Source organism: Brevundimonas huaxiensis, from assembly GCF_014218725.1.
GTDB classification, from domain to species: domain Bacteria; phylum Pseudomonadota; class Alphaproteobacteria; order Caulobacterales; family Caulobacteraceae; genus Brevundimonas; species Brevundimonas huaxiensis.
In genome coordinates, this window is the sequence record NZ_JABBJE010000001.1 from 36,355 (window position 1) to 55,067 (window position 18,713).

The following is an 18,713-nucleotide window of genomic DNA, read 5'->3' on the forward strand; positions in this document are numbered from 1 at the left end:
TCGGTGGGGCGTTCGCCCCCTCCACCGCTTCGCGGTCCCCCTCCCCCGTGAACGGGGGAGGATCAGCCGTGGTTGACAGTTACCGTCCGGTTGGTATGTAACGCGGATGGACAGCACCACACGCCGTCGCGCGCCTGACGACACCCGCGCCGAGATTATCGAAAAGGCGCTGGAGGTCGCCGCCGAGCTGGGGGCGTCAGGCTTTACGCTGGATGCGGTGGCGGCGCGGACGAGCGTCAGCAAGGGCGCCCTGCTGCATCATTTTCCTAGCAAGATCGCGCTGTTGGAAGGGATGGTCGATCATCTGGGGCGGATGCATACGGACACGATCCTGGCCGAGGCCGCGCGCGATCCCGAACCCTATGGCCGGAATGCGCGGGCCTATCTGAGGGCGACGGTCAATGAGCCGGTGACGCCGCAGGACGTCAGCATCGGTCGGGTCATCATGGCCGCCTGCGCCATCGATCCGGCCTTGGCGCAGCGCTGGAACGGCTGGATCGACAAGGTGAAGGTGGACGATCCCAGCGATCCGGTCGGGGCGGACGACGCCCTGATGCTGAGGCTGATCGCCGACGGCTTGTGGATGTCGGACCTGTTCGGCACCCATGCGGTGTCGCCGGAACAGAGACAGGCGCTGCTGTCGCTGCTGACGCCCGGCCATCCGATCACGGCGAACGACGCGTGAGTCTTATGACCTGGGCCGCGCTGCTGGCCGCCATTGCGCTGGAAGTGGCGGGCACGACGATGCTGCAGGCCTCGCACCAGTTCACGCGGGCCTGGCCGACGGCGGGGATGGCGGTCTGCTACGGCCTGGCCTTCTATCTGCTGTCGATCGCCTTGCGGCAGATGCCGGGGGGGATCGCCTATGCGATCTGGAGCGGGCTGGGGGTGGTGCTGATCTCGGTGATCGGGACGGTGGTGTTCCGCCAGCGGCTGGACCTGCCGGCGATGGTCGGGCTGGCGATGATCGTCGGCGGGGTCGTGGTGATCAACCTGTTCTCGAAGACGGTGGGGCATTGATGAAGATCCTCCCCCGTTCACGGGGGAGGATCTAGAGGGACAGGATAAATTCGGCGACGGCGTCCGGGTCGTCGAGGACGAGGGCGGCGGCGATGCGGATGGTGCGGACGCCCTTTTCGGCAAGCCAGGCGTCGCGTCTGGCGTCGCGCGCGAGATCGTGCTGCTGGCCGTCGATTTCGATGCAGAGCCGGTCTCTGGCGCGATAGAAGTCCAGGATGAAGGGGCCGAGGGCGTGCTGGCGACGAAAGCCGTGGCCTCGAATACGCTGCCAGATCAGGACTTCGGGCAAAGACATCGACCGGCGGAGACTTCTGGCGCGTTTTTGGGTAAGGACCGGCGCTCTCATGGAGCGTATCACCATCACAAGCTGTGCTTTTGGCAAGGGGATGCGTCGCGCGTGGTGCGGCGTCCGCCCCCTCCACCGCTACGCGGTCCCCCTCCCCCGCAGGCGTGGGAGGATCTGATGGCGTCCTACTGGGAAACCAAGACCCTGGCCGAGATGTCGCCTTCCGAGTGGGAGGGGCTGTGCGACGGGTGCGGGCTGTGCTGCGTGATCCGGTTCGAGGACGAGGATACGGGCGAGGTCATTCCGACGCGGGTGCACTGCAAGCTGTTCGACCCCGAGGCCTGCGCCTGTTCGGACTATGCGAACCGCAAGGCCCAGGTGCCGGACTGCATCAAGCTGACGCCCGGCAATATCGAGGCGTTGGAGTGGATGCCCAAGTCGTGCGCCTATCGCCGGCTGCACGAGGGGCGGCCGCTGGCGAAATGGCATCATCTGATCTCGGGCAGTCGCGAGACGGTGCATACGGCGGGCGTGTCGGTGCGGGGCCAGACGATTTCGGAGCTGTCGCTGGCCGAGCCGGAAGATGCGCTGGATTTCGAGGCGCCGGAATGGGCGGTCGAACGGGGCCGGGAGCGATAGGGTAGCACCCCCTAGCCAGCGCAATGACGCTGGTTGAAAACGTGCGAAAACAGACCGTTAACGAATTATGTGGGCGTTGTTCCGGCCTGAGGACGCTGGTCCGCTATGGTTTGGGCATGACGGGAAATCAGGACGACGAAGAGGGCAGCTGCGGCGGCGCGCGCGCGACGGCTGCGTCCTGCGCGGGGTGGATGGAGCCCCTGTTCCTGATGATGAAGGCCAAGATCGAGGAGACGGCCAAGAGCGTCTGCGAGACCGACGTCAAGGACGCCGCCGTCGCCGAAAAGGTCGCGCGCCAGATCGGGGTGATTGCGCGGTCGGCCAAGGCGGTCGAGGCGATGCGGCTGCTGTGCCTGAGCGACAACGAAGAGGACGAGATGGGTGGACGAACCTACGACCCCGCCGAGGACGAGCGAATCCGACAGGAACTGGTCGTCGAACACGCGCGGCTTGATCGAATTCTGGAAGAGAAAAACGCCGAAGCTGCTGAAAGAGCGCGGGCTAAGGCTGCATCGCAATCACTGTCGGCTGGCGAAGCATCAGTTTCCGCCGACTGACGACGACCTGAAGACCTGGCTGCTGCTGGGCGGCCGGGGATCGGGCAAGACCTTCGCCGGGTCGGTCTGGATCGACATCATGGCGCGAGAGCTGCCCGGCATCACCCTGGCCCTGGTCGGCCCCGCCCTGCACGACGTGCGCGAGGTGATGGTGGAGGGGGCGTCGGGGATCAAGGCGCTGGCGGAGCCGGGCGACCGGCCGCGTTGGGAGGCCGGGCGGCGTCGGTTGGTGTGGGGCAATCAATCGGCGGCCTATGCGTTTTCGGCCGAGGATCCCGACAGTCTGAGGGGGCCGCAGTTTCACGCCGCCTGGGCGGACGAATTCTGCGCCTGGCGGCGGCCGGAGATGGTGCTGTCGAACCTGAGGTTCGGACTGCGGCTGGGGGCCTGGCCGCTGCTGGCGGTGACGACGACGCCCCGGCCGATCCCGGCGCTGAGGCGGCTGATGGCCGAAGCGGGGACGGTGACGGAACGGGCGGCGACGGCCCTGAACGCGCACAACCTGTCGCCCGGCTTTCTGGCGCATCTGAACGACGTCTATGGCGGGACGCGACTGGCGGCGCAGGAGCTGGAAGGCGTGGTGGTCGAGGGCGAGGGCGCCCTGTTCCGCATTGCGGACCTGAAGCGGGCCAGGGGCGCGCGGCCGGCCGAACTGGACCGGATCGTCGTGGCGGTCGATCCGCCGGCGACCGCGACCGGAGACGCCTGCGGCATCGTGGTCGTGGGGCGAAAAGGTCGCCAGGCCTTCGTGCTGGCCGATCGGACGGTGCAGGGGCGCTCGCCCCGGAGCTGGGGCGGGGCGGTCAGCGCGGCGGCGCGCGAATTCGGCGCGCACGAGGTGGTCGCCGAGAGCAATCAGGGCGGCGACATGGTGCGCTCGGTCCTGGCCATCAGCGCCTGTCCGTGCCGGATCGAGATGGCCCACGCGTCGCGGTCGAAGGCTGCACGGGCCGAGCCGGTGGCCCTGCTGTATGAACAGGGGCGGGTGGTCCACTGCGACGCCTTCCCGGCGCTGGAGGAAGAGATGCTGGCGCTGGGCAGCGAGGGCGGACCCAGCCCGGACCGGGCCGACGCCCTGGTATGGGCGATCACGCGGCTGATGCTGGGGCCGCAGTCGGCGGGACCGCGGTTGCGGGGGCTTTAGAGCCTCAAGATTTCAACGACAGGAGAGACGAATATGCCGGCCATTCCGGAGCGGGACGGATTGCTGAACCATGGGCGCGACGCGGGCGGCCCGCCGAGGCGCGCGGCGGCGGTCACGCCCAGCGACGCGGCCGATCTGACGACTTACGCCAAGGCGCTGTATATCGGCGGCGCGGGCAATATCCGTGTGCTGACGGTCGGGGCAGAGGACGGGGACGCCGTGACCTTCGCCAACCATCCGGTGGGGTGGTTGCCGGTGCAGGTGCGCCGGGTGCTGGCGACCGGGACGACGGCGACGCAGATCGTGGCGGCCTTCGACTGATGTCGGGTCTCGAGATCGGAGCGGCGACGGCGGCGCCGGGCGGGGTTCTGGGGAGGGCGCGGTTCGCCGTGCCCGACTTGCCCGTCTGGTCGGCGGCGGTCAGGACCATGCAGGCGGGCGGGCGCGAGGCGCGGCTGCTGTGCATCGGCGACAGCGTGACCCAAGGTTATGGCGCGGTCCCCGGCGGTTGGACGCCCAACGGTCGGGCGAGCGCCTGGCCCGAACGGCTGGCGGCGATGATGAGTGGTCGGGGCCTGCCGGCCTCGGCGGCCTCGGTGGCCGGGGCCGGGGCGGCGGATGGTGCCAGCGGAGGCTATCCCGCCTATGACCCGCGCGTGACGATGGGCGCCGGGTGGGGCGTAAACGCCCTGACCGGGATTGGCGGCAAGCTGTTCTCGGGCGCGGCCGCGTCGACGGGCGTCTGGAGCTTTCAGCCGGACCGGCCGGTGGATCGGTTCGATCTGTGGGCCGTAACCAATACGGCGCTGGGCGTGCTGACGATCGAGACGGACGGCGCAGTGCGGGCGACGGTGAACACCACCAAGGGCGGCGTCGATGGAGGTCACGACGGTGGCCTTTCCCGAGACGACCGGGCCTGTGAGCGTGCGCTGGGCCTCGGGAGGAGCGGTGTTCATCGCGGGCGGGGTCGCGTGGCGCTCGGACGTGAAGCGGGCGCGGGTGATCAACGCCGGGTGGGGCGGGGCCAGGATCGCGGACTGGATCACGACGGATCAGCCGTACCGGGCGTATGGGTCTATCCCGGCGGCGGCGCCTGATCTGTCGGTCGTGTGTCTGACGATCAACGACTGGAACGCGGGGACGGCGGTGGCGACCTACAAGGCCGGGCTGGGGACGCTGGTGGATCAATGCCTGACGACGGGGGACGTGCTGCTGATGACCGGATGTCCGTCGGATCCGGCCCAGGGCAAGGCGAGCTATGCCGCGCAAGCCGCGTTGCGGGACGCGGTGTTCGAGGTGGCGGCGACGCGGGGGCTGGCCGCGCCCGTCGACGGGACGGCCCTGTTCGGCGGCAGCTTCGCCGGCGGGCTGATGTTCGATTCCGTCCATCCCAATGCGGCGGGCCAGGCGAGGATCGCCGAAGCGGTGCGCGCGCGGGTGATGATCTGAGGTTGTCGTGCGCGCTCGCGCGATGATAATCGTGGCGGATGGGCGAGCGGTTCTTTGGGGTGCAGGCGCTGCGGTTCGCGGCGGCGACGGCGGTGGTCGTCACGCACGCCGTGGATCTGGCCGGGACGCGGCTGGGGCTGGAGACCGCGCTGGGCGGCGGGACGCTGGAGAACTTCGGCGCCGTGGGCGTGGACGTGTTCTTTGTCATCAGCGGCTTCATCATCGCCACGACGACGCAGGGGCAGACGGGCGTGGGCGCGGCCGGGGCCTTTCTGTGGCGGCGGTTTCGGCGGGTGGCGCCGATCTACTGGCTGCTGTCGCTGCCGATCCTGGTCGGGATGGCGCGGGGCGGGACGCTGAGCCCGGAGGTGGCGGCGGCCACGTTTCTGTTCTGGCCGTTCAGCGGGCTGGAGATGACGTTTCCGGCGTTGGGGCCGGGGTGGACCCTGTGTTTCGAAATGCTGTTCTACGCCGGGTTTGGGCTGGCGATAGCGGGCGGCCGGCGGGTCGGCTGGGGGCTGGTCGCGGTCTATGCGGCGATGCTGGCGGCCGGGCTGGTCGTGGCGGCGCCGGTTCTGAGGTTCTGGGGCGCGCCGATCATTCTGGAGTTTCTGCTGGGCGTCGGGATCGCCTCGGTTTGGCGGTTCGCGCCGCCTCGGTTGGGGCTGTGGGCGGTCGGTCTGGCGATGCTCGGGTTCGGGCTGGGCCTGGTGGTCGGCTATGGCGGCATCGACGATGTGCGGGCGTTGAACGATCCGTGGAATGGGTTGAGGCGGGCAGCGGTCTGGGGTCTGCCCAGCGCCCTGCTGGTGTTCGGCGTGGTGCGGATGGAGCGGACGGACCGGGCGCCGGGGCGGTTGGGGCGGGCGGCCGCCTTCATGGGGGATGCGTCCTATTCGATCTATCTGGTCCATGTGCTGGTGATCCGGGCTTTGGGGCGGATGTTCGAGAGCGGGATGGTCGCCCTGCCGGGGGATGCGGTGGTGGTGGTGACGGTGCTCGCCAGTCTGGGGGCGGGGGCGGTCGTGCACGTGTGGATCGAGCGGCCGCTGTTGCGGCTGATGACGCCTTCAAGACACCGCCCCTTGCTTCACACGCCGTCATCCTAGGCCTTGCGCCTAGGATCCATAAACACCGGACTTGAGCGGCGAGCACCGTGAGTATGGGTCCTCGGGACAAGCCCGAGGATGACGAACTAAAAGGAAATCGACACAATGGTTTCGATCCGGTGGCCGTTCGGCCAGGCGGGGCGCGTGGGCGCGCCTGAGGGCAAGCAGAGCCGGGCGGGCGGGGTGATCGCCTTGTCGGGGGTGGGGCGGCCGCGGTGGACGCCCAACGACTACGCCAGTCTGGCGCGCGAGGGATATCAGAAGAATGCGGTGGCCTATCGCTGCATCCGCATGATCGCCGAGGCGGCGGCGGCTGCGCCGTTCGCGGTGTTCGTGGACGGGGTGCGCGACGAGGCGCATCCGCTGGCGAAACTGATCCGGCGGCCCAATCCCGAGCAGTCGGGGGCGGAGTTGATGGAGGCGGTCTATGGGGCGTTGCAGGTGTCGGGCAACGCCTATGTCGAGGCGACCGGCGATGCGGACGGGGACGGGGCGCCGGACGAGCTGTGGCCGCTGCGGTCGGACCGGGTGAAGGTGGTTCCGGGCCGGTCGGGCTGGCCCGAGGCGTGGGATTATTCCGTGGACGGACGGTCGGTGCGGATCAGGCGAGCGGCGGACGGCTGGGCGCCGGTGATGCACCTGAAGCTGTGGCACCCGCTGGACGACTGGTACGGGCTGTCGCCGCTGGAGGCGGCGGCGCAAGGGGTGGACGCGCACAATGCGGCCGGCGCCTGGAACAAGGCCCTGCTGGACAATGCCGCGCGGCCGTCGGGGGCGCTGGTCTATGGGGCGAGGAACGGCGAGCGGCTGACGGACGGCCAGTTCGAGGCGCTGAAGGATCAGCTGTCGACCGTCTATGCCGGGGCGACGAACGCCGGGCGGCCGATCCTGCTGGAGGGCGGGATGGACTGGAAGCCGCTGAGCCTGACGCCGGCCGAGATGGATTTCACCGCCGGCAAGCACGCGGCGGCGCGCGAGATCGCTCTGGCGTTCGGGGTTCCGCCGCAACTGCTGGGGATACCGGGCGACGCGACCTACGCCAACTATCGCGAGGCCAATGCGGCCTTCTGGCGACAGACGGTGATCCCGCTGGTGAAGAAGGCGGCGGGGGCGATGACGGGCTGGCTGGGCGAGCGGTTCGCGGGGTGCGAAATCCGCGCGGACCTGGATGCGGTCTCGGCGCTGCAGCCCGAGCGGGACGCCCTGTGGGCGCGGCTGGAGGCGGCGAGCTTCCTGACCGACGAAGAGCGTCGGCGAATGGCGGGGTTGGGAGCGTGAGTGGTGATTGGTGATTGGTGACTGGGGTGGCGCCAATCACCAACCACGCGTCACGAGTCACGCGGCAAAGGAGAGCGAAATGACCGAACATCAAATCCGGCGCGTGCCGACGGCGCTGCTGATCGCCGTCGTGGTGCAGACGGTGGGCGGCTTGGTCTGGGCCGGGGGCGCCGCGGCGCGGATCGCGACGCTGGAGCAGCGGGTCGGGGAGCAGAGGCTGGTCGCCGAACGGCTGGCGCGGCTGGAGGTCCAGGGCGAGGCCACGGCGGCGGCCGTGGAGCGGATCGAGCGTAGGTTGGAGGGTGGGACGTGAGTGGTGAATCGCGATTGGTGACTCGACAGAAGCATTCACGTGTCACGATCCACCACTCACCCCTTGAGATCGAAGGCTACGCCTCGCTGTGGGGCGTGGCGGATCTGAACGGGGACGTGGTGCAGGCGGGGGCGTTTGCGGACAGTCTGGCCAGGACGGGGGTTGAGGGGGTGCGGATGCTGAACCAGCACGATGCGCGGGCGCCGGTCGGGATCTGGGAGCAAATCGTCGAGGATGCGCGCGGCCTCTTCGTGCGCGGCCGGATCGAGGACTGGTCGGCCGAGGCGCGGTTCGCCGGGGCGCTGAGCCGGGCCGGGGCGCTGGACGGGCTGTCGATCGGCTACCGCACGGCGCGGGCCCGGCGTCAGGGACGGCTGCGCGTACTGAGCGCGGTCGAGCTGTGGGAGGTGTCGCTGGTGACGTTTCCGATGCTGCCGGGCGCGCGGTTCAGGGTCGTGACCGAATGACGGCTTTCGACCCTGACCGACGTTGTCATCCAAACGAACGGTGTTCATGATCTTGGAATGAACTGGTTCGCGATTATCGCTGGGCTAACAGCCTCGCTGACAGCCAACTCCGCACCCGGACTGTCACCCCAACCCCATCCTGCAGTGGGTGAGGAGCACGAGGTCATCATCTCCTATGTGACTTCCAAGCAGAGTAGCGATGGCTCCTCCAGTAGCTCAAGCGGACAAGACGTTCTGCTGGAGCGGGTGATCGCCGTCAGTAACGCCGGGCTTGAGTTGGAATTCGATCTACCGAGTGACGCAACCGCTGAGGATAGGGCCCGGGACTGGAAATTTCCGGCGCGGATTCTCCAGCAATCAAACGGCGCCATCCGGCTGCTGAATGGCGATAAGCTGGATGAACGCGTCGACCGCTGGCTTAAGGCGTCGGAGATGTCGCGGGACATGTGCGGACGCTGGATTTTTACCTGGAATGCGTTTCGCATCGAGTGCGATCCGGAGTCTGTGATCGCCGATATTGCAGCCATCAACCTGCTCAACGTCAATCTGCGGGAGGGTGCAACCTATCGGCATCCCCAAACTGTCGGTTCCGGGATTTTGTCTCTTACATCCAAGGGGCCGGGCGGCGCGGTCTACTCTGTGAGGTTGGCGGTCGATGCCGACGCTGTCCGCAGGGAGCGCGCCGAAAGTGACGTGGTCGTCGGCGAAATTACGCAGAATCCGGTGACGTTCGAGGCCGCCTTTAGCGAACGTTCGAAAGAGACTGTCTCTGGAACTGTTGAGGTCACGTTTGATGTTGATGCTTCGGGGAACCCGATGCGGCGAACGGTCGTAACAACGCTGGATACGGTAAAGCCTGATGGGGTGTCGGAGAAAGATCGGCGAACCGACACAGTGGAGCGGGTCGCTTCCGGAGGGACAAACCGGTCTTGAAGCAGGTTGGCGGCTGTCCGCTTTCCACCCATAACTGACGTTAGCGGCGTCCGTTGTGGGCGCTCCATCATAGCCGAGAATGGTGGTGACGTTCCGATGCTGCCGGGGGCGCGGTTCAGTTTGGCTTGAGGGCCTGAAAAGCGCCGTTGCGGTCGAGGGTTTCGGCGAGGGCGGCCATCTGGGCGCGGCCCTTCTTGCCGTGGAGATAGCGCAAGGCCCAGCCGGCGAGCACCAGGCCGAAGATCCAGCCGACGTGCAGCACCAGGTGGGCGAACAGGATGAAGACGGCCGCCAGCGCATAGGCGCCAAGATAGACCAGGGCCAGCTGGCCGCCGCGCGACGCTGTGGGGTTGGACAGGCCGGCGATGATCTCGGCCAAGCCCGGTGCCGCTGCGGCGGACGGCAGGGTGTGATCGGAGGTTTTGGGAGCAGGTTTGGGGGCGGGTTTGGGTTGAGCTTTCGGTGCGGCCTGGGCGGCGGGTTTTGCCTTGGGCGGGATCGGATCGGACGCGCGCCGGGCGGGGCGGAACAGGATCGATCGGCCGGCTTCGTCGACGGTGAAAATCTCTTCGAAGGCGGTGGTCGAGAAGTCGATGGCGCGGGTGTCCTGGCCGTAGCTCTGGCCATGCAGGGCCGTCAGCCGGCCCTGGCGCAGCTCGATCTGGAAGCCGACGGGGTCGGGCAGGCCGGCGACCATCGCATGGACCGTGCCGAACAGGCCGGTGGCGTCCGGGTTGGCGGTCGCGCGGTCCGCATCGACGACGATCTGGGAATAGAGGCCGGCGCCGGTGTTGCGACGCAGCCCCGGCGAACTGGCGGCGACCTGGGCGCGCAGGTCCGGCACGCTGTCGCCCATCTGCCAGATCATCGCGTCCATGACGGCGCTTTCGAGGGGCGTCAGGTGGGACATGGAGCGCTAGGACGACTTGGATGCAGCATTGCGACGCAGCACCAAAACCACGATGCCGAGGATCAGGACGAGTATGGCGATCTGCGCCGCGCGGTAGGGCAGGCCGCTTTCGCCCTCAGCCTCGGCGCCGCGATGCAGGGCGGTCAGGACGATATCGGCAACCGTGTAGACGATGACCGGAAAGCCACTGGCCGCCGCCCATGGCCAGCGGGCCAGGCGTCGCGGCCCTGCTGAAAGCGTGCCGGGCGGAAAGAGGATCGCGAAAAGGATCAGCGCGGCTGCATGAAGCAGCGGGCTGTAGAGATCGGCTTCGACGAAGATCGGCGCGGGCATGAAACGAGCCTAGCGGTCGCCTGAAGCCGCCGCAATCACAGGTTTCGGGCGGTCGATGACGGCCGCTCGCGAAATGGGAAGGTCGCGACGCGGCCGCCCCCTCCACCGCCTTCGGCGGTCCCCCTCCCCCGCATCGCGGGGGAGGATCGTTTCAGCAGGAGATATCATGAAAGAGACCAAACAGGCTTCGGGCCAGCCCGAGGCGCGCGATGTCGTGCGCGAGATGATGGCGGCGTTCGAGGCGTTCAAAGGGGCGAACGACGCCCGGTTGGGCGAGATCGAGAAGAAGGCGGCGGCCGATGTGCTGCTGGAGGAGAAGGTGGCGCGCATCGACCAGGCGGTCGCCTCGGCCCAGGCGCGGCTGGATCGGATGATGAGTCAGAGCCGTCGACCGGCGCTCGGCGGCGAACCGGCCGAACCGGCGTCTGCGCCCGAGGCGAAGGCGGCGTGGGATGGATACTTGAAGACAGGTCAGTCTGGCGCGCTGGAGGTCAAGGCGGGTCTGTCGGGCGGCGCGACCTCGGGCGGCTATGTCGTGCCCTATGAGACCGAGCGGGCCATCGAGCGGCGTCTGATGGCGGCCAGTCCGATGCGCGAGATCGCGACGGTCAGGACCGTGGCGGCCGGCGTGTTCAGAAAGCCGGTGTCGACGGCGGGCGTGGCCTGCGGCTGGGTGGCGGAGACGGCCGCGCGGCCCGAGACGGACCCGGCGACCCTGGCCCTTCTGGAGTTTCCGTCGGCAGATCTCTACGCCAATCCGGCGGCGACACAGGCGTTGCTGGACGACGCCATGGTCGATCTGGACGAATGGCTGGCGGCCGAGGTCGAGGACGCCTTTGCGGCGCAGGAGACCCAGGCCTTCGTCAACGGCGACGGGGTGAACAAGCCCAAGGGGCTGCTGTCCTATCCGACTGTGGCGGACGCGGGCCAGGCCTGGGGCCAATAGGCTATGTCCCCTCGGGCGCGGCGGGCGGCTTTGCAGCGACCAGTCCGGCGGATCGCCTGATCGACCTGATCTATGCGCCCAAGGCCCAGTACCGACCGAACGGCCGGTTCGTGATGAACCGAAAGACGGTCTCGGCCGTGCGCAAGTTCAAGGACGCGGACGGCAACTATATCTGGCAGCCGGCGACGCGGCTGAACGGACGGCTGGCGGGCGACGGGCGCGATCTGATCGAGGCGGTGCTGGCGCGAGGCGGCTTGTCGCCCGACGAGATGGCCATCGAGGGCGTCGAGGGGGCGGCGGCCGGCTATGTGATCGACCGACCGATGCGGACGCGGGATGCGCTGGAACCCCTGCTGGCGGCGTTCGACGCCGTGGCCGCCGAGCGCGACGGGAAGGTCGCAGTCTTGGGGCGGGTGGAGACGGTGGTCGAGATCACGGGCGAGGCGCTGGCTCTGCCCGATGGCGGGGCGGCGGAAACGACGACGCGGACGCGGGAGCCCCGGGCGAGCGAGGCGCGGGTGCGGTTCATCGACGAGACGGCGGACTATCAGACTGGGGCGGTGGTCGTGAGGTCGGACGATGCGTCGGCGACGGCGGGCGGGGTCGATCTGGACTTGCCGCTGCTGTGCGGCGGCGGGCTGGCGACGGCGGCGGCGCAGCGGGCGCTGGACGGCGAGGGCATGGAGGCGAGAACGCTGGCGCTGGGGCCGCTGGAGGCCTTGCGGTTGGAGCCGGGCGACGGGGTGCGGCTGGAGGGTCGGTCGGGCGACTGGCGCGTGATGCGGGTCACGTCGGATGAGACGCCGTCGGCGGTGCTGGAGCCGGTGACGGCCCGGCGGATGGTCGAGGATGACGGCGTCTGGCGCGGGGGTGAGACGCCGGTCGTGGTCGGGGCGCCGTTTCTGAAGGTATTGGAGCTGCCGCCCTTGATCGGGAGTGATACGGACGCGCGGCCCCTGATCGCTGTGGCGACCGAGCCGTGGCGGACGATGCGGCTGCATGCGGGGCCGACCGCTGAGACCCTGACGGCGAGGGGCGATGTGGAGACGCCGGCGACGGTCGGGGTGCTGCTTGAGGCGCTGGGGCCGGGCGTGCGGCACCGCTGGGACGAGGCCAACGCCATAGTGGTGCGGGTCGAGGGCGAGGCGCCGGAAAGCGCGGTCGAGGCGGCGGTGCTGGGCGGCGGCAATGCGCTGGCGGTCGAGACGGCTGTGGGCTGGGAGATCTTGCAGTATCGGTCGGCTGTGCTGGTCGGACCGGGGACGTGGCGGCTGACGGGTCTATTGCGCGGGCAGCAGGGGACCGAGGTGGAGATGCGGGCGGGCGCCGGGGCGGGGGCGGTCGTGGTCTTTCTGGACGACCGGCTGGCGCGCGCGGAGATCGGGCGGGGCGAGCGAGGACTGCCGCTGGTCTGTCGCGCGGGGCCGGCTGGCGCGGCGCCGGGCGGTTCGGGTTTCAGCGAGACCCTGTTCGTGGCGAAGGGCGTGCATGATCGGCCGTGGTCGCCGTGCGGCCTGATGGTCGAGACGTCGGCCGAGGGGCTGGCGATCCGATGGACGCCGCGCGTGCGGCTGTTCGGCGACAGCTGGGATGGGGAATCGACCACGGTCGATCCGGTGCGGTTCCGGCTGCGCGTGTTTGATAATGACGTCGTGGTTCGGACGATGGAGGTCGAGGGGCTGTCGGCATCCTATTCTGCGATCGACTTGGCGGCGGACTTCCCAGAAGGCGCGACATCGACGGCGCGGATCGCCGTGGCGCAGTGGGGCGAGGGGTTCGGGTGGGGCTCAGAAGCAGAGGTGGAGGCGGAAATCCGGCGGGTCTGACGAAATAGGGCGGGTCCAGCCCTTTGCGCGGGGCGGGGCATGGCTTAACTGACGGCCTCTCGACGTTTTTCAGCTGGAGTGACAACGGACGTGGCAGGCGACCCCTACAAGGAACTGGGCGTTTCGAAGGGCGCGAGCGCGGACGAGGTCAAGAAGGCGTATCGCAAGCTCGCCAAGGAGTTGCATCCCGACAAGAACCCCGGCGACAAGATCACCGAGGACAAGTTCAAACGGGTGACGGCGGCCTTCGACATCCTGGGCGACAAGGAAAAGCGCGCCAAATACGACGCCGGCCAGATCGACGGCGACGGCAACGAACAGTATCGCGGCTTCGGCGGGGGCGGTCGCGCCGGCGGCAGCCCGTTCGGCCAGGGCGGCAATCCGTTCGGACAAGGCGGCGGGCCGGGCGGCCGGGCCAACTTCGAAGGCGTTGATCTGGACGAGCTGTTCGGCATGTTCGGCGGGGCCGGGCGTCAGCGCGGCGCGAGGGACTTCACCTCACGCGGTCAGGACGTGAAGGCGACGCTGGACATCAGTCTGGAAGACGCCATCGCCGGGGCGACGCGGCGGATTCAGTTCTCGGACGGGCGCACTCTGGACGTGACCATTCCAAAGGGGGCGTCGGAAGGCCAGACGATCCGCCTGCGCGGCCAGGGATCGCCGGGGCGCGGGGCCGAGAACGGCGACGCCCTGATCGAACTGAGGATCGAACCGCACCCGATCTACAAGCGTGACGGGGCGGACCTGACGATGGATCTGCCGGTGTCGGTGCCCGACGCGGTGCTGGGCGCCAAGGTGAGGGTGCCGACGCCGGAGGGCGTGGTGCAGATGACGCTGCCGGCCGGCTCGAACTCGGGCAAGGTGCTGAGGCTGAAGGGGCGCGGCGCGTTCGCGCAAGGCAGGCGCGGCGATCTGCTGGCGCGGGTGATGGTGACGCTGCCGGATGCGCCGGACGCCGAACTGACCGCCTTCGCAGAGGATTGGCGGGCCAAGCGGCCTTATACGCCGGGGCGGTGAGCGCGCTCAAGCAGCGTGAAGCGCGGTTGCGCCAAAGGAAGAGAGCATGAGCACGAAGCCTGATGTGAAGCCCGCGCGGCCGTGGTTTTCGGCAGGGCCGACGGCGAAGCGGCCGGGCTATGCGCTGGGCGGATTGCCGTCCGACCTGCTGGGACGCGGTATTCGCGCGCCGGAAGTGGTGGAGCGGTTCGCGCATGGCCTGCGGCTGACGCGCGAAGTGCTGGAAGTGCCTGACAGCCATGTGATGCTGTATACGCCGGGGTCTGACACAGGCGCGGTCGAGGCGGCGCTGTGGGGGATGCTGGGCGCGCGGCCGGTGCAGGTCGTGGCGTTCGAGAACTTCGGGCTGACCTGGCTGGCCGACGTGAAGGATCATCTGGGGCTGGAGCCCGAGGCCCTGACGGCGCCGTGGGGCGAGCTGCCGGATCTGAGCCGTGCCGACTGGTCCAAGGACGTGGTGTTCCCGTGGAACGGCACGACCTCGGGCGTGCGGGTGCCGGACGCCGACTGGATCGCCGACGATCGCGGTGGGCTGGCGATCTGCGACGCGACCTCCGCCGCCTTCGCCATGCCGCTGCCGTTCGACAAGCTGGATGTCGTGACCTTCAGCTTCCAGAAAGCGCTGGGCGGCGAGGCGGGGATCGGGGTGATGGTGCTGTCGCCGCGCGCGGTCGAGCGGCTGGATACCTTCCGACCGGATCGGGCGATTCCGAAACTGCTGCGGCTGACCGACGGCAAGGGACGGTTCGATCGGGCGCTGGCGGACGGGGTGGTGATCAACACCTTCTCGATCCTGACCCTCGAAGACTGGATCGACGCCCTGGACTGGGCGAAGGACATCGGCGGATTGAGCGAACTGATCCGGCGGACAGACGCCAACTACGCCGCGTTGGCGCAATGGGTGGAGCGGACCGACTGGATCGCCTTCCTGCCGGATCGGCCGGAGATCCGGTCGACGACCTCGGTCTGCCTGAAGTTCACCGATGCGCGGATCGCGGCCTTGGACGACAAGGCGCAGAAGGCCTTCGTCATGCGGTTCAAGGCCCTGCTGGAAGGCGAGGCGGCCGTGTTCGACATGGAGCCGCATCGCAATGCGCCGCCCGGACTGCGCCTATGGTGCGGATGCACGGTCGAGACGGCCGATGTAGTTGCGGCGACGCCCTGGCTGGAATGGGCGTTCGAGACGGCGGTCGGCGAAGTCGGATAAATCCGCCTGACGGGACGACATCGGACGATTCCCTCGCTATAGGCTGCGCCCGCATTCCAGTGCGGAGAGACGGTTTTGGCGAAGGTAGCGGTGGTCGGCGCCCAGTGGGGTGACGAGGGCAAGGGCAAGATCGTGGACTGGCTGTCCAACCGCGCCGACGTGGTCGTGCGGTTCCAGGGCGGTCACAACGCGGGCCACACGCTGGTCGTGGACGGCAAGGTCTACAAGCTGGCGCTGCTGCCCAGCGGCGTCGTGCAGGGCAAGCCGTCGATCATCGGCAACGGCGTGGTCGTCGATCCGTGGCATCTGGTCGGCGAGATCGAGAAGATCGCCGCCCAAGGCGTGGCGATCAGCCCTGAAATCCTGACCATTGCGGACAACGCCTGCCTGATCCTGCCCATTCACCCTGCGCTGGACGTCGCGCGCGAGGCGGCGGCCAGCGCGCCGGGCGCGAAGATCGGCACGACCGGGCGGGGCATCGGCCCGGCCTATGAAGACAAGGTGGGGCGTCGCGCCATCCGGGTCTGCGATCTGGCCAATGAAGATGATCTGAAGGTCAAGATCGACCGGCTGCGCTCGCACCACGATCCGCTGCGCGCCGGTCTGGGGCTGGAGCCGATCGATCCCGACGCGCTGCTGGCGCAGTTGCTGGAGATCGCGCCGAAGATTCTGCCCTATGTGAAACCGGCCTGGCGCGTGCTGGATCAGGCGCAGAAGGACGGCAAACGGGTGCTGTTCGAGGGGGCGCAGGGCGCCTTTCTGGACGTGGATCACGGCACCTATCCCTATGTCACCAGCTCCAACACGGTGGCCGGCCAAGCGGCGGCGGGTTCGGGCATCGGACCGCGCGGCGTCGGTTATGTGCTGGGCATCGTGAAGGCCTATACGACGCGCGTCGGTGAAGGTCCGTTCGCCTGCGAACTGAATGATGAGGTTGGCGAGCATCTGGCGACCGTGGGCCGCGAGGTCGGGGTGAATACCGGCCGCGCGCGCCGCTGCGGCTGGTTCGACGCCGTGTTGGTGCGCCAGTCCGTGGCGATCAACGGCATCGACGGGATTGCGCTGACCAAGCTGGACGTGCTGGACGGGTTGAAGACGCTGAAGATCTGCGTCGGCTACAAGGTCGATGGCGAGGTGCTGGACTATCTGCCTTCAAGCCTAAAGGCCCAGGGCGCGGCCGAGCCGGTGTTCGAAGAGCTGGAGGGCTGGAGCGAAAGCACCGCCGGGGTCCGCAGCTTCAAGGACATCAACGCCAACGCCATCAAATATGTGCGCCGAATCGAGGAGTTGATCGGCGCGCCGGTGGCCCTGCTGTCGACCAGCCCCGAGCGCGACGACACCATTCTGATGCGCGATCCGTTCCAGGGCTGAGGCTTTGGAAGGGGCGGCGTGAGGCGGCGGACTACGCAGAAAGACCTATTCAACAGGTCTTAACCCGTGGGCGGTAAGGATAACGGCTCCAAACTCGGAGTCTGATGTGTTCGCCGCAAACGCCAGAACCATAAGCCGCATGGAGCCTGCGCTTCGTCGGGTGGTCATCGTGGACGCCAATCTGTCGTCGGCGCGACTGCTGACGGACATCGTCAAGGGCATGGGTGCGCGCGAGGTCTATGCAGAGGGTGACGAAGAACGCGCGCTGGAGCTGCTGCGCGACGTCGAGCCGGGCGTGATCTTTACAGAACGGTCCGGAGACAGGCTGAACGGCGAGACGCTGGCGCGGCGCATTCGGCGTTCCAGCATGTCGTGCCGCATGTCGCCGATCATCATGGTGACGGGCGAGGCGACCGCTGCGGCGATCAAGGGCGCGCGCGACGCCGGCATCCACGAGTTCCTGAGAAAGCCGTTCACGACGGGCGACCTGTTCAAGCGGGTCGAGAATGTGACGTTGAAGCCCCGGCCCTGGATCGAGGCGGTGGGCTATGTCGGACCGGATCGTCGCCGGTTTAACTCAGGTGAATATTCAGGCGCCCGCAAGCGCCGCAGCGATGGTGCAGCCGGAGGCGGCGCCGCTGAAATCCGCGACCAGGCGTCGCGGATCCTGGTTTCGGCCATGTCGCAGTTCGAGCAGGATCCGTCGCAGGCGACGCGCGCCATTCGCCAACAGGCCGAGACGCTGAACGGTCTGGCCATCAAGACGGCGGACGCCCGGCTGGCGATGGCTGTCGCGACCCTCCAAGCCTATGTGGCCAGCGGTCAGGTGACGAAGGCGGGATTGGCCCAGCCGATCGGCACGGTGGTGGCCGCTGCGAGAGCGGCCAATGAAGCGGCGCCGGTGGCGCGCGCGTCGTGACGATAGACGGTCCGCGGCGCCGTTGAAGGCGAAGCGGACCGAGTTGCTCAGGCGTCGACCAGGTTCCGCTCTTCGGCCGCGGCGCGCATGGCCTTTTGCAGCTTCTCGAAGGCGCGGACCTCGATCTGACGCACGCGCTCGCGCGAGACGCCGTACTGGCCGGCGAGCTCTTCCAGCGTGACCGGATCGTCCTTGAGGCGACGTTCCGTGAGGATGTGCTTCTCACGATCGGTCAGCTCTTCCATGGCCTCCTGAAGGAGGCTCATGCGGATGCCCTTTTCCTCGTCGTCGGCGAGCTGGGTTTCCTGGGACACGGCCGTGTCGTCGGCCAACCAGTCCTGCCACTCGCTTTCGCCGTCGGCGCGCAGAGGGGCGTTCAGGGAGGCGTCGCCGCCGAGACGGCGGTTCATGTTGGTGACCTCTTCCTCCGTCACGCCCAATTTGGTGGCGATGGCGGCGAGGTGTTCAGGATGCAGATCGCCTTCCTCGAAGGCCGAGATCTGGCTCTTGGCCTTGCGCAGGTTGAAGAACAGCTTCTTCTGCGCCGCGGTGGTGCCCATCTTCACGAGCGACCAGCTGCGCAGGATGTATTCCTGGATCGAGGCGCGGATCCACCACATAGCGTAGGTCGCCAGGCGGAAACCCTTGTCGGCGTCGAACTTCTTGACGGCCTGCATCAGGCCGACGTTGCCCTCGGAAATGACTTCGCCGATCGGCAGGCCGTAGCCGCGATACCCCATGGCGATCTTGGCCACGAGACGAAGGTGCGAGGTGACGAGTCGATGCGCGGCTTCGGGGTCCTGGTGCTCGGACCAACGCTTGGCGAGCATGAACTCCTCATCCTTGGTCAGCATCGGAAACTTGCGGATTTCCGTCAGATAACGCGACAGGCCTTGTTCAGGCGACATCACCGCGAGCGTACTATTGGCAGCCATATACAGGTCCCTCCGACCGTGTTGAACGAGCGGGCTCTTCGTCATCGGCCACGG

Annotated in this window: 22 protein-coding genes and 1 pseudogene; 19 read left to right on the forward strand and 4 right to left on the reverse strand. The window is 68.2% G+C overall.

The genetic code is table 11. From position 1 onward, the window contains the following. Positions 1 to 106 precede the first annotated feature (106 nt). Positions 107 to 685, forward strand: coding sequence for a TetR/AcrR family transcriptional regulator (locus HF680_RS00190; protein ID WP_137721040.1), 579 nt, complete (start codon positions 107 to 109; stop codon positions 683 to 685). Between the two features lie 5 nt (positions 686 to 690). After that, the gene (locus tag HF680_RS00195; RefSeq protein WP_185224280.1) at positions 691 to 1,020 is read left to right on the forward strand and encodes a DMT family transporter; all 330 of its coding nucleotides are present in this window, start codon (positions 691 to 693) and stop codon (positions 1,018 to 1,020) included. Between the two features lie 31 nt (positions 1,021 to 1,051). Here the strand turns inward: HF680_RS00195 and HF680_RS00200 are convergent, their stop codons facing one another. Beyond that, a complete protein-coding gene (locus HF680_RS00200) occupies positions 1,052 to 1,315 on the reverse strand; it encodes an endonuclease domain-containing protein (protein WP_235968800.1) in 264 nt (87 codons plus the stop codon). Positions 1,316 to 1,483: 168 nt separating this feature from the next. Between HF680_RS00200 and HF680_RS00205 the strand changes: the two genes are divergently transcribed. The 11 genes from HF680_RS00205 (at position 1,484) to HF680_RS00255 (ending at position 9,195) form a co-directional block, all read left to right on the forward strand. Continuing rightward, positions 1,484 to 1,945 (forward strand): YcgN family cysteine cluster protein, encoded by a 462-nt coding sequence (locus tag HF680_RS00205; protein ID WP_185223702.1) that lies wholly within the window; start codon positions 1,484 to 1,486, stop codon positions 1,943 to 1,945. A gap of 116 nt (positions 1,946 to 2,061) precedes the next feature. After that, entirely contained in the window at positions 2,062 to 2,502 is a 441-nt protein-coding gene (locus HF680_RS00210; protein WP_185223703.1) for a hypothetical protein, read from the forward strand. Then, a complete protein-coding gene (locus tag HF680_RS00215) occupies positions 2,396 to 3,646 on the forward strand; it encodes a DNA-packaging protein (protein ID WP_235968801.1) in 1,251 nt (416 codons plus the stop codon). The genes HF680_RS00210 and HF680_RS00215 overlap by 107 nt, the downstream gene beginning before the upstream one ends. 33 nt (positions 3,647 to 3,679) lie before the next feature. Then, positions 3,680 to 3,967, forward strand: a complete 288-nt coding sequence (locus HF680_RS00220; RefSeq protein ID WP_185223704.1) for a spike base protein, RCAP_Rcc01079 family — start codon at positions 3,680 to 3,682, stop codon at positions 3,965 to 3,967. Next, positions 3,967 to 4,743 (forward strand): SGNH/GDSL hydrolase family protein, encoded by a 777-nt coding sequence (locus tag HF680_RS16210; RefSeq protein ID WP_185223705.1) that lies wholly within the window; start codon positions 3,967 to 3,969, stop codon positions 4,741 to 4,743. The genes HF680_RS00220 and HF680_RS16210 overlap by 1 nt, the downstream gene beginning before the upstream one ends. After that, positions 4,646 to 5,095 (forward strand): SGNH/GDSL hydrolase family protein, encoded by a 450-nt coding sequence (locus HF680_RS00230; protein WP_185223706.1) that lies wholly within the window; start codon positions 4,646 to 4,648, stop codon positions 5,093 to 5,095. The genes HF680_RS16210 and HF680_RS00230 overlap by 98 nt, the downstream gene beginning before the upstream one ends. 38 nt (positions 5,096 to 5,133) lie before the next feature. Then, positions 5,134 to 6,204 carry an acyltransferase family protein gene (locus HF680_RS00235; protein ID WP_045810453.1) on the forward strand — a complete coding sequence of 357 codons (1,071 nt, stop codon included), beginning with the start codon at positions 5,134 to 5,136 and terminating at the stop codon, positions 6,202 to 6,204. A gap of 105 nt (positions 6,205 to 6,309) precedes the next feature. After that, positions 6,310 to 7,482 (forward strand): phage portal protein, encoded by a 1,173-nt coding sequence (locus HF680_RS00240; protein WP_185223707.1) that lies wholly within the window; start codon positions 6,310 to 6,312, stop codon positions 7,480 to 7,482. A 79-nt stretch (positions 7,483 to 7,561) separates the two neighbouring features. Further along, positions 7,562 to 7,795, forward strand: coding sequence for a hypothetical protein (locus HF680_RS00245; RefSeq protein WP_185223708.1), 234 nt, complete (start codon positions 7,562 to 7,564; stop codon positions 7,793 to 7,795). Positions 7,796 to 7,812: 17 nt separating this feature from the next. Continuing rightward, the gene (locus HF680_RS00250; RefSeq protein ID WP_231576594.1) at positions 7,813 to 8,262 is read left to right on the forward strand and encodes an HK97 family phage prohead protease; all 450 of its coding nucleotides are present in this window, start codon (positions 7,813 to 7,815) and stop codon (positions 8,260 to 8,262) included. 57 nt (positions 8,263 to 8,319) lie between these two features. Continuing rightward, positions 8,320 to 9,195: a hypothetical protein gene (locus HF680_RS00255; protein ID WP_185223709.1), complete on the forward strand. Its 876-nt coding sequence runs from the start codon at positions 8,320 to 8,322 to the stop codon at positions 9,193 to 9,195. Between the two features lie 115 nt (positions 9,196 to 9,310). Here HF680_RS00255 and HF680_RS00260 read toward each other — a convergent pair whose 3' ends face one another. Together HF680_RS00260 and HF680_RS00265 are read right to left on the reverse strand one after the other, a co-directional pair. Continuing rightward, the gene (locus HF680_RS00260) at positions 9,311 to 10,105 is read right to left on the reverse strand and encodes a hypothetical protein (protein ID WP_185223710.1); all 795 of its coding nucleotides are present in this window, start codon (positions 10,103 to 10,105) and stop codon (positions 9,311 to 9,313) included. Between the two features lie 6 nt (positions 10,106 to 10,111). Then, complete coding sequence (locus HF680_RS00265) at positions 10,112 to 10,438, reverse strand: hypothetical protein (RefSeq protein ID WP_185223711.1); 327 nt, start codon at positions 10,436 to 10,438, stop codon at positions 10,112 to 10,114. Between the two features lie 166 nt (positions 10,439 to 10,604). Here HF680_RS00265 and HF680_RS00270 point away from each other — a divergent pair. The 6 genes and pseudogenes from HF680_RS00270 to HF680_RS00295 form a co-directional block, all read left to right on the forward strand. Next, positions 10,605 to 11,569, forward strand: a pseudogene (locus HF680_RS00270) (phage major capsid protein); the annotation flags it as partial. 84 nt (positions 11,570 to 11,653) lie between these two features. Then, complete coding sequence (locus HF680_RS00275; protein ID WP_394353518.1) at positions 11,654 to 13,210, forward strand: GTA baseplate fiber-binding domain-containing protein; 1,557 nt, start codon at positions 11,654 to 11,656, stop codon at positions 13,208 to 13,210. Positions 13,211 to 13,300: 90 nt separating this feature from the next. Beyond that, positions 13,301 to 14,227: a DnaJ C-terminal domain-containing protein gene (locus HF680_RS00280; RefSeq protein WP_045810446.1), complete on the forward strand. Its 927-nt coding sequence runs from the start codon at positions 13,301 to 13,303 to the stop codon at positions 14,225 to 14,227. Positions 14,228 to 14,273: 46 nt separating this feature from the next. After that, positions 14,274 to 15,434 carry a phosphoserine transaminase gene (locus tag HF680_RS00285; protein ID WP_185223712.1) on the forward strand — a complete coding sequence of 387 codons (1,161 nt, stop codon included), beginning with the start codon at positions 14,274 to 14,276 and terminating at the stop codon, positions 15,432 to 15,434. A 75-nt stretch (positions 15,435 to 15,509) separates the two neighbouring features. Further along, the gene (locus tag HF680_RS00290) at positions 15,510 to 16,805 is read left to right on the forward strand and encodes an adenylosuccinate synthase (protein ID WP_185223713.1); all 1,296 of its coding nucleotides are present in this window, start codon (positions 15,510 to 15,512) and stop codon (positions 16,803 to 16,805) included. Between the two features lie 139 nt (positions 16,806 to 16,944). Next, positions 16,945 to 17,724, forward strand: coding sequence for a response regulator (locus HF680_RS00295; protein WP_185223714.1), 780 nt, complete (start codon positions 16,945 to 16,947; stop codon positions 17,722 to 17,724). Between the two features lie 47 nt (positions 17,725 to 17,771). Here HF680_RS00295 and rpoH read toward each other — a convergent pair whose 3' ends face one another. Then, positions 17,772 to 18,659, reverse strand: coding sequence for an RNA polymerase sigma factor RpoH (rpoH, locus tag HF680_RS00300; RefSeq protein ID WP_026108409.1), 888 nt, complete (start codon positions 18,657 to 18,659; stop codon positions 17,772 to 17,774). Between the last annotated feature and the right edge of the window lie 54 nt (positions 18,660 to 18,713).

Coding starts and splice junctions, on each gene's coding strand:
- HF680_RS00220 (WP_185223704.1), top strand. CDS start 3,680: ATGCCGGCCATTCCGGAGCGGGACGGATTGCTGAACCATGGGCGCGAC.
- HF680_RS00245 (WP_185223708.1), top strand. CDS start 7,562: ATGACCGAACATCAAATCCGGCGCGTGCCGACGGCGCTGCTGATCGCC.
- HF680_RS00255 (WP_185223709.1), top strand. CDS start 8,320: ATGAACTGGTTCGCGATTATCGCTGGGCTAACAGCCTCGCTGACAGCC.
- HF680_RS00295 (WP_185223714.1), top strand. CDS start 16,945: ATGGAGCCTGCGCTTCGTCGGGTGGTCATCGTGGACGCCAATCTGTCG.
- HF680_RS00205 (WP_185223702.1), top strand. CDS start 1,484: ATGGCGTCCTACTGGGAAACCAAGACCCTGGCCGAGATGTCGCCTTCC.
- HF680_RS00235 (WP_045810453.1), top strand. CDS start 5,134: ATGGGCGAGCGGTTCTTTGGGGTGCAGGCGCTGCGGTTCGCGGCGGCG.
- HF680_RS00285 (WP_185223712.1), top strand. CDS start 14,274: ATGAGCACGAAGCCTGATGTGAAGCCCGCGCGGCCGTGGTTTTCGGCA.
- rpoH (WP_026108409.1), bottom strand. CDS start 18,659: ATGGCTGCCAATAGTACGCTCGCGGTGATGTCGCCTGAACAAGGCCTG.
- HF680_RS00265 (WP_185223711.1), bottom strand. CDS start 10,438: ATGCCCGCGCCGATCTTCGTCGAAGCCGATCTCTACAGCCCGCTGCTT.
- HF680_RS00275 (WP_394353518.1), top strand. CDS start 11,654: ATGGCCATCGAGGGCGTCGAGGGGGCGGCGGCCGGCTATGTGATCGAC.
- HF680_RS00190 (WP_137721040.1), top strand. CDS start 107: ATGGACAGCACCACACGCCGTCGCGCGCCTGACGACACCCGCGCCGAG.
- HF680_RS00195 (WP_185224280.1), top strand. CDS start 691: ATGACCTGGGCCGCGCTGCTGGCCGCCATTGCGCTGGAAGTGGCGGGC.
- HF680_RS16210 (WP_185223705.1), top strand. CDS start 3,967: ATGTCGGGTCTCGAGATCGGAGCGGCGACGGCGGCGCCGGGCGGGGTT.
- HF680_RS00200 (WP_235968800.1), bottom strand. CDS start 1,315: ATGTCTTTGCCCGAAGTCCTGATCTGGCAGCGTATTCGAGGCCACGGC.
- HF680_RS00260 (WP_185223710.1), bottom strand. CDS start 10,105: ATGTCCCACCTGACGCCCCTCGAAAGCGCCGTCATGGACGCGATGATC.
- HF680_RS00210 (WP_185223703.1), top strand. CDS start 2,062: ATGACGGGAAATCAGGACGACGAAGAGGGCAGCTGCGGCGGCGCGCGC.
- HF680_RS00240 (WP_185223707.1), top strand. CDS start 6,310: ATGGTTTCGATCCGGTGGCCGTTCGGCCAGGCGGGGCGCGTGGGCGCG.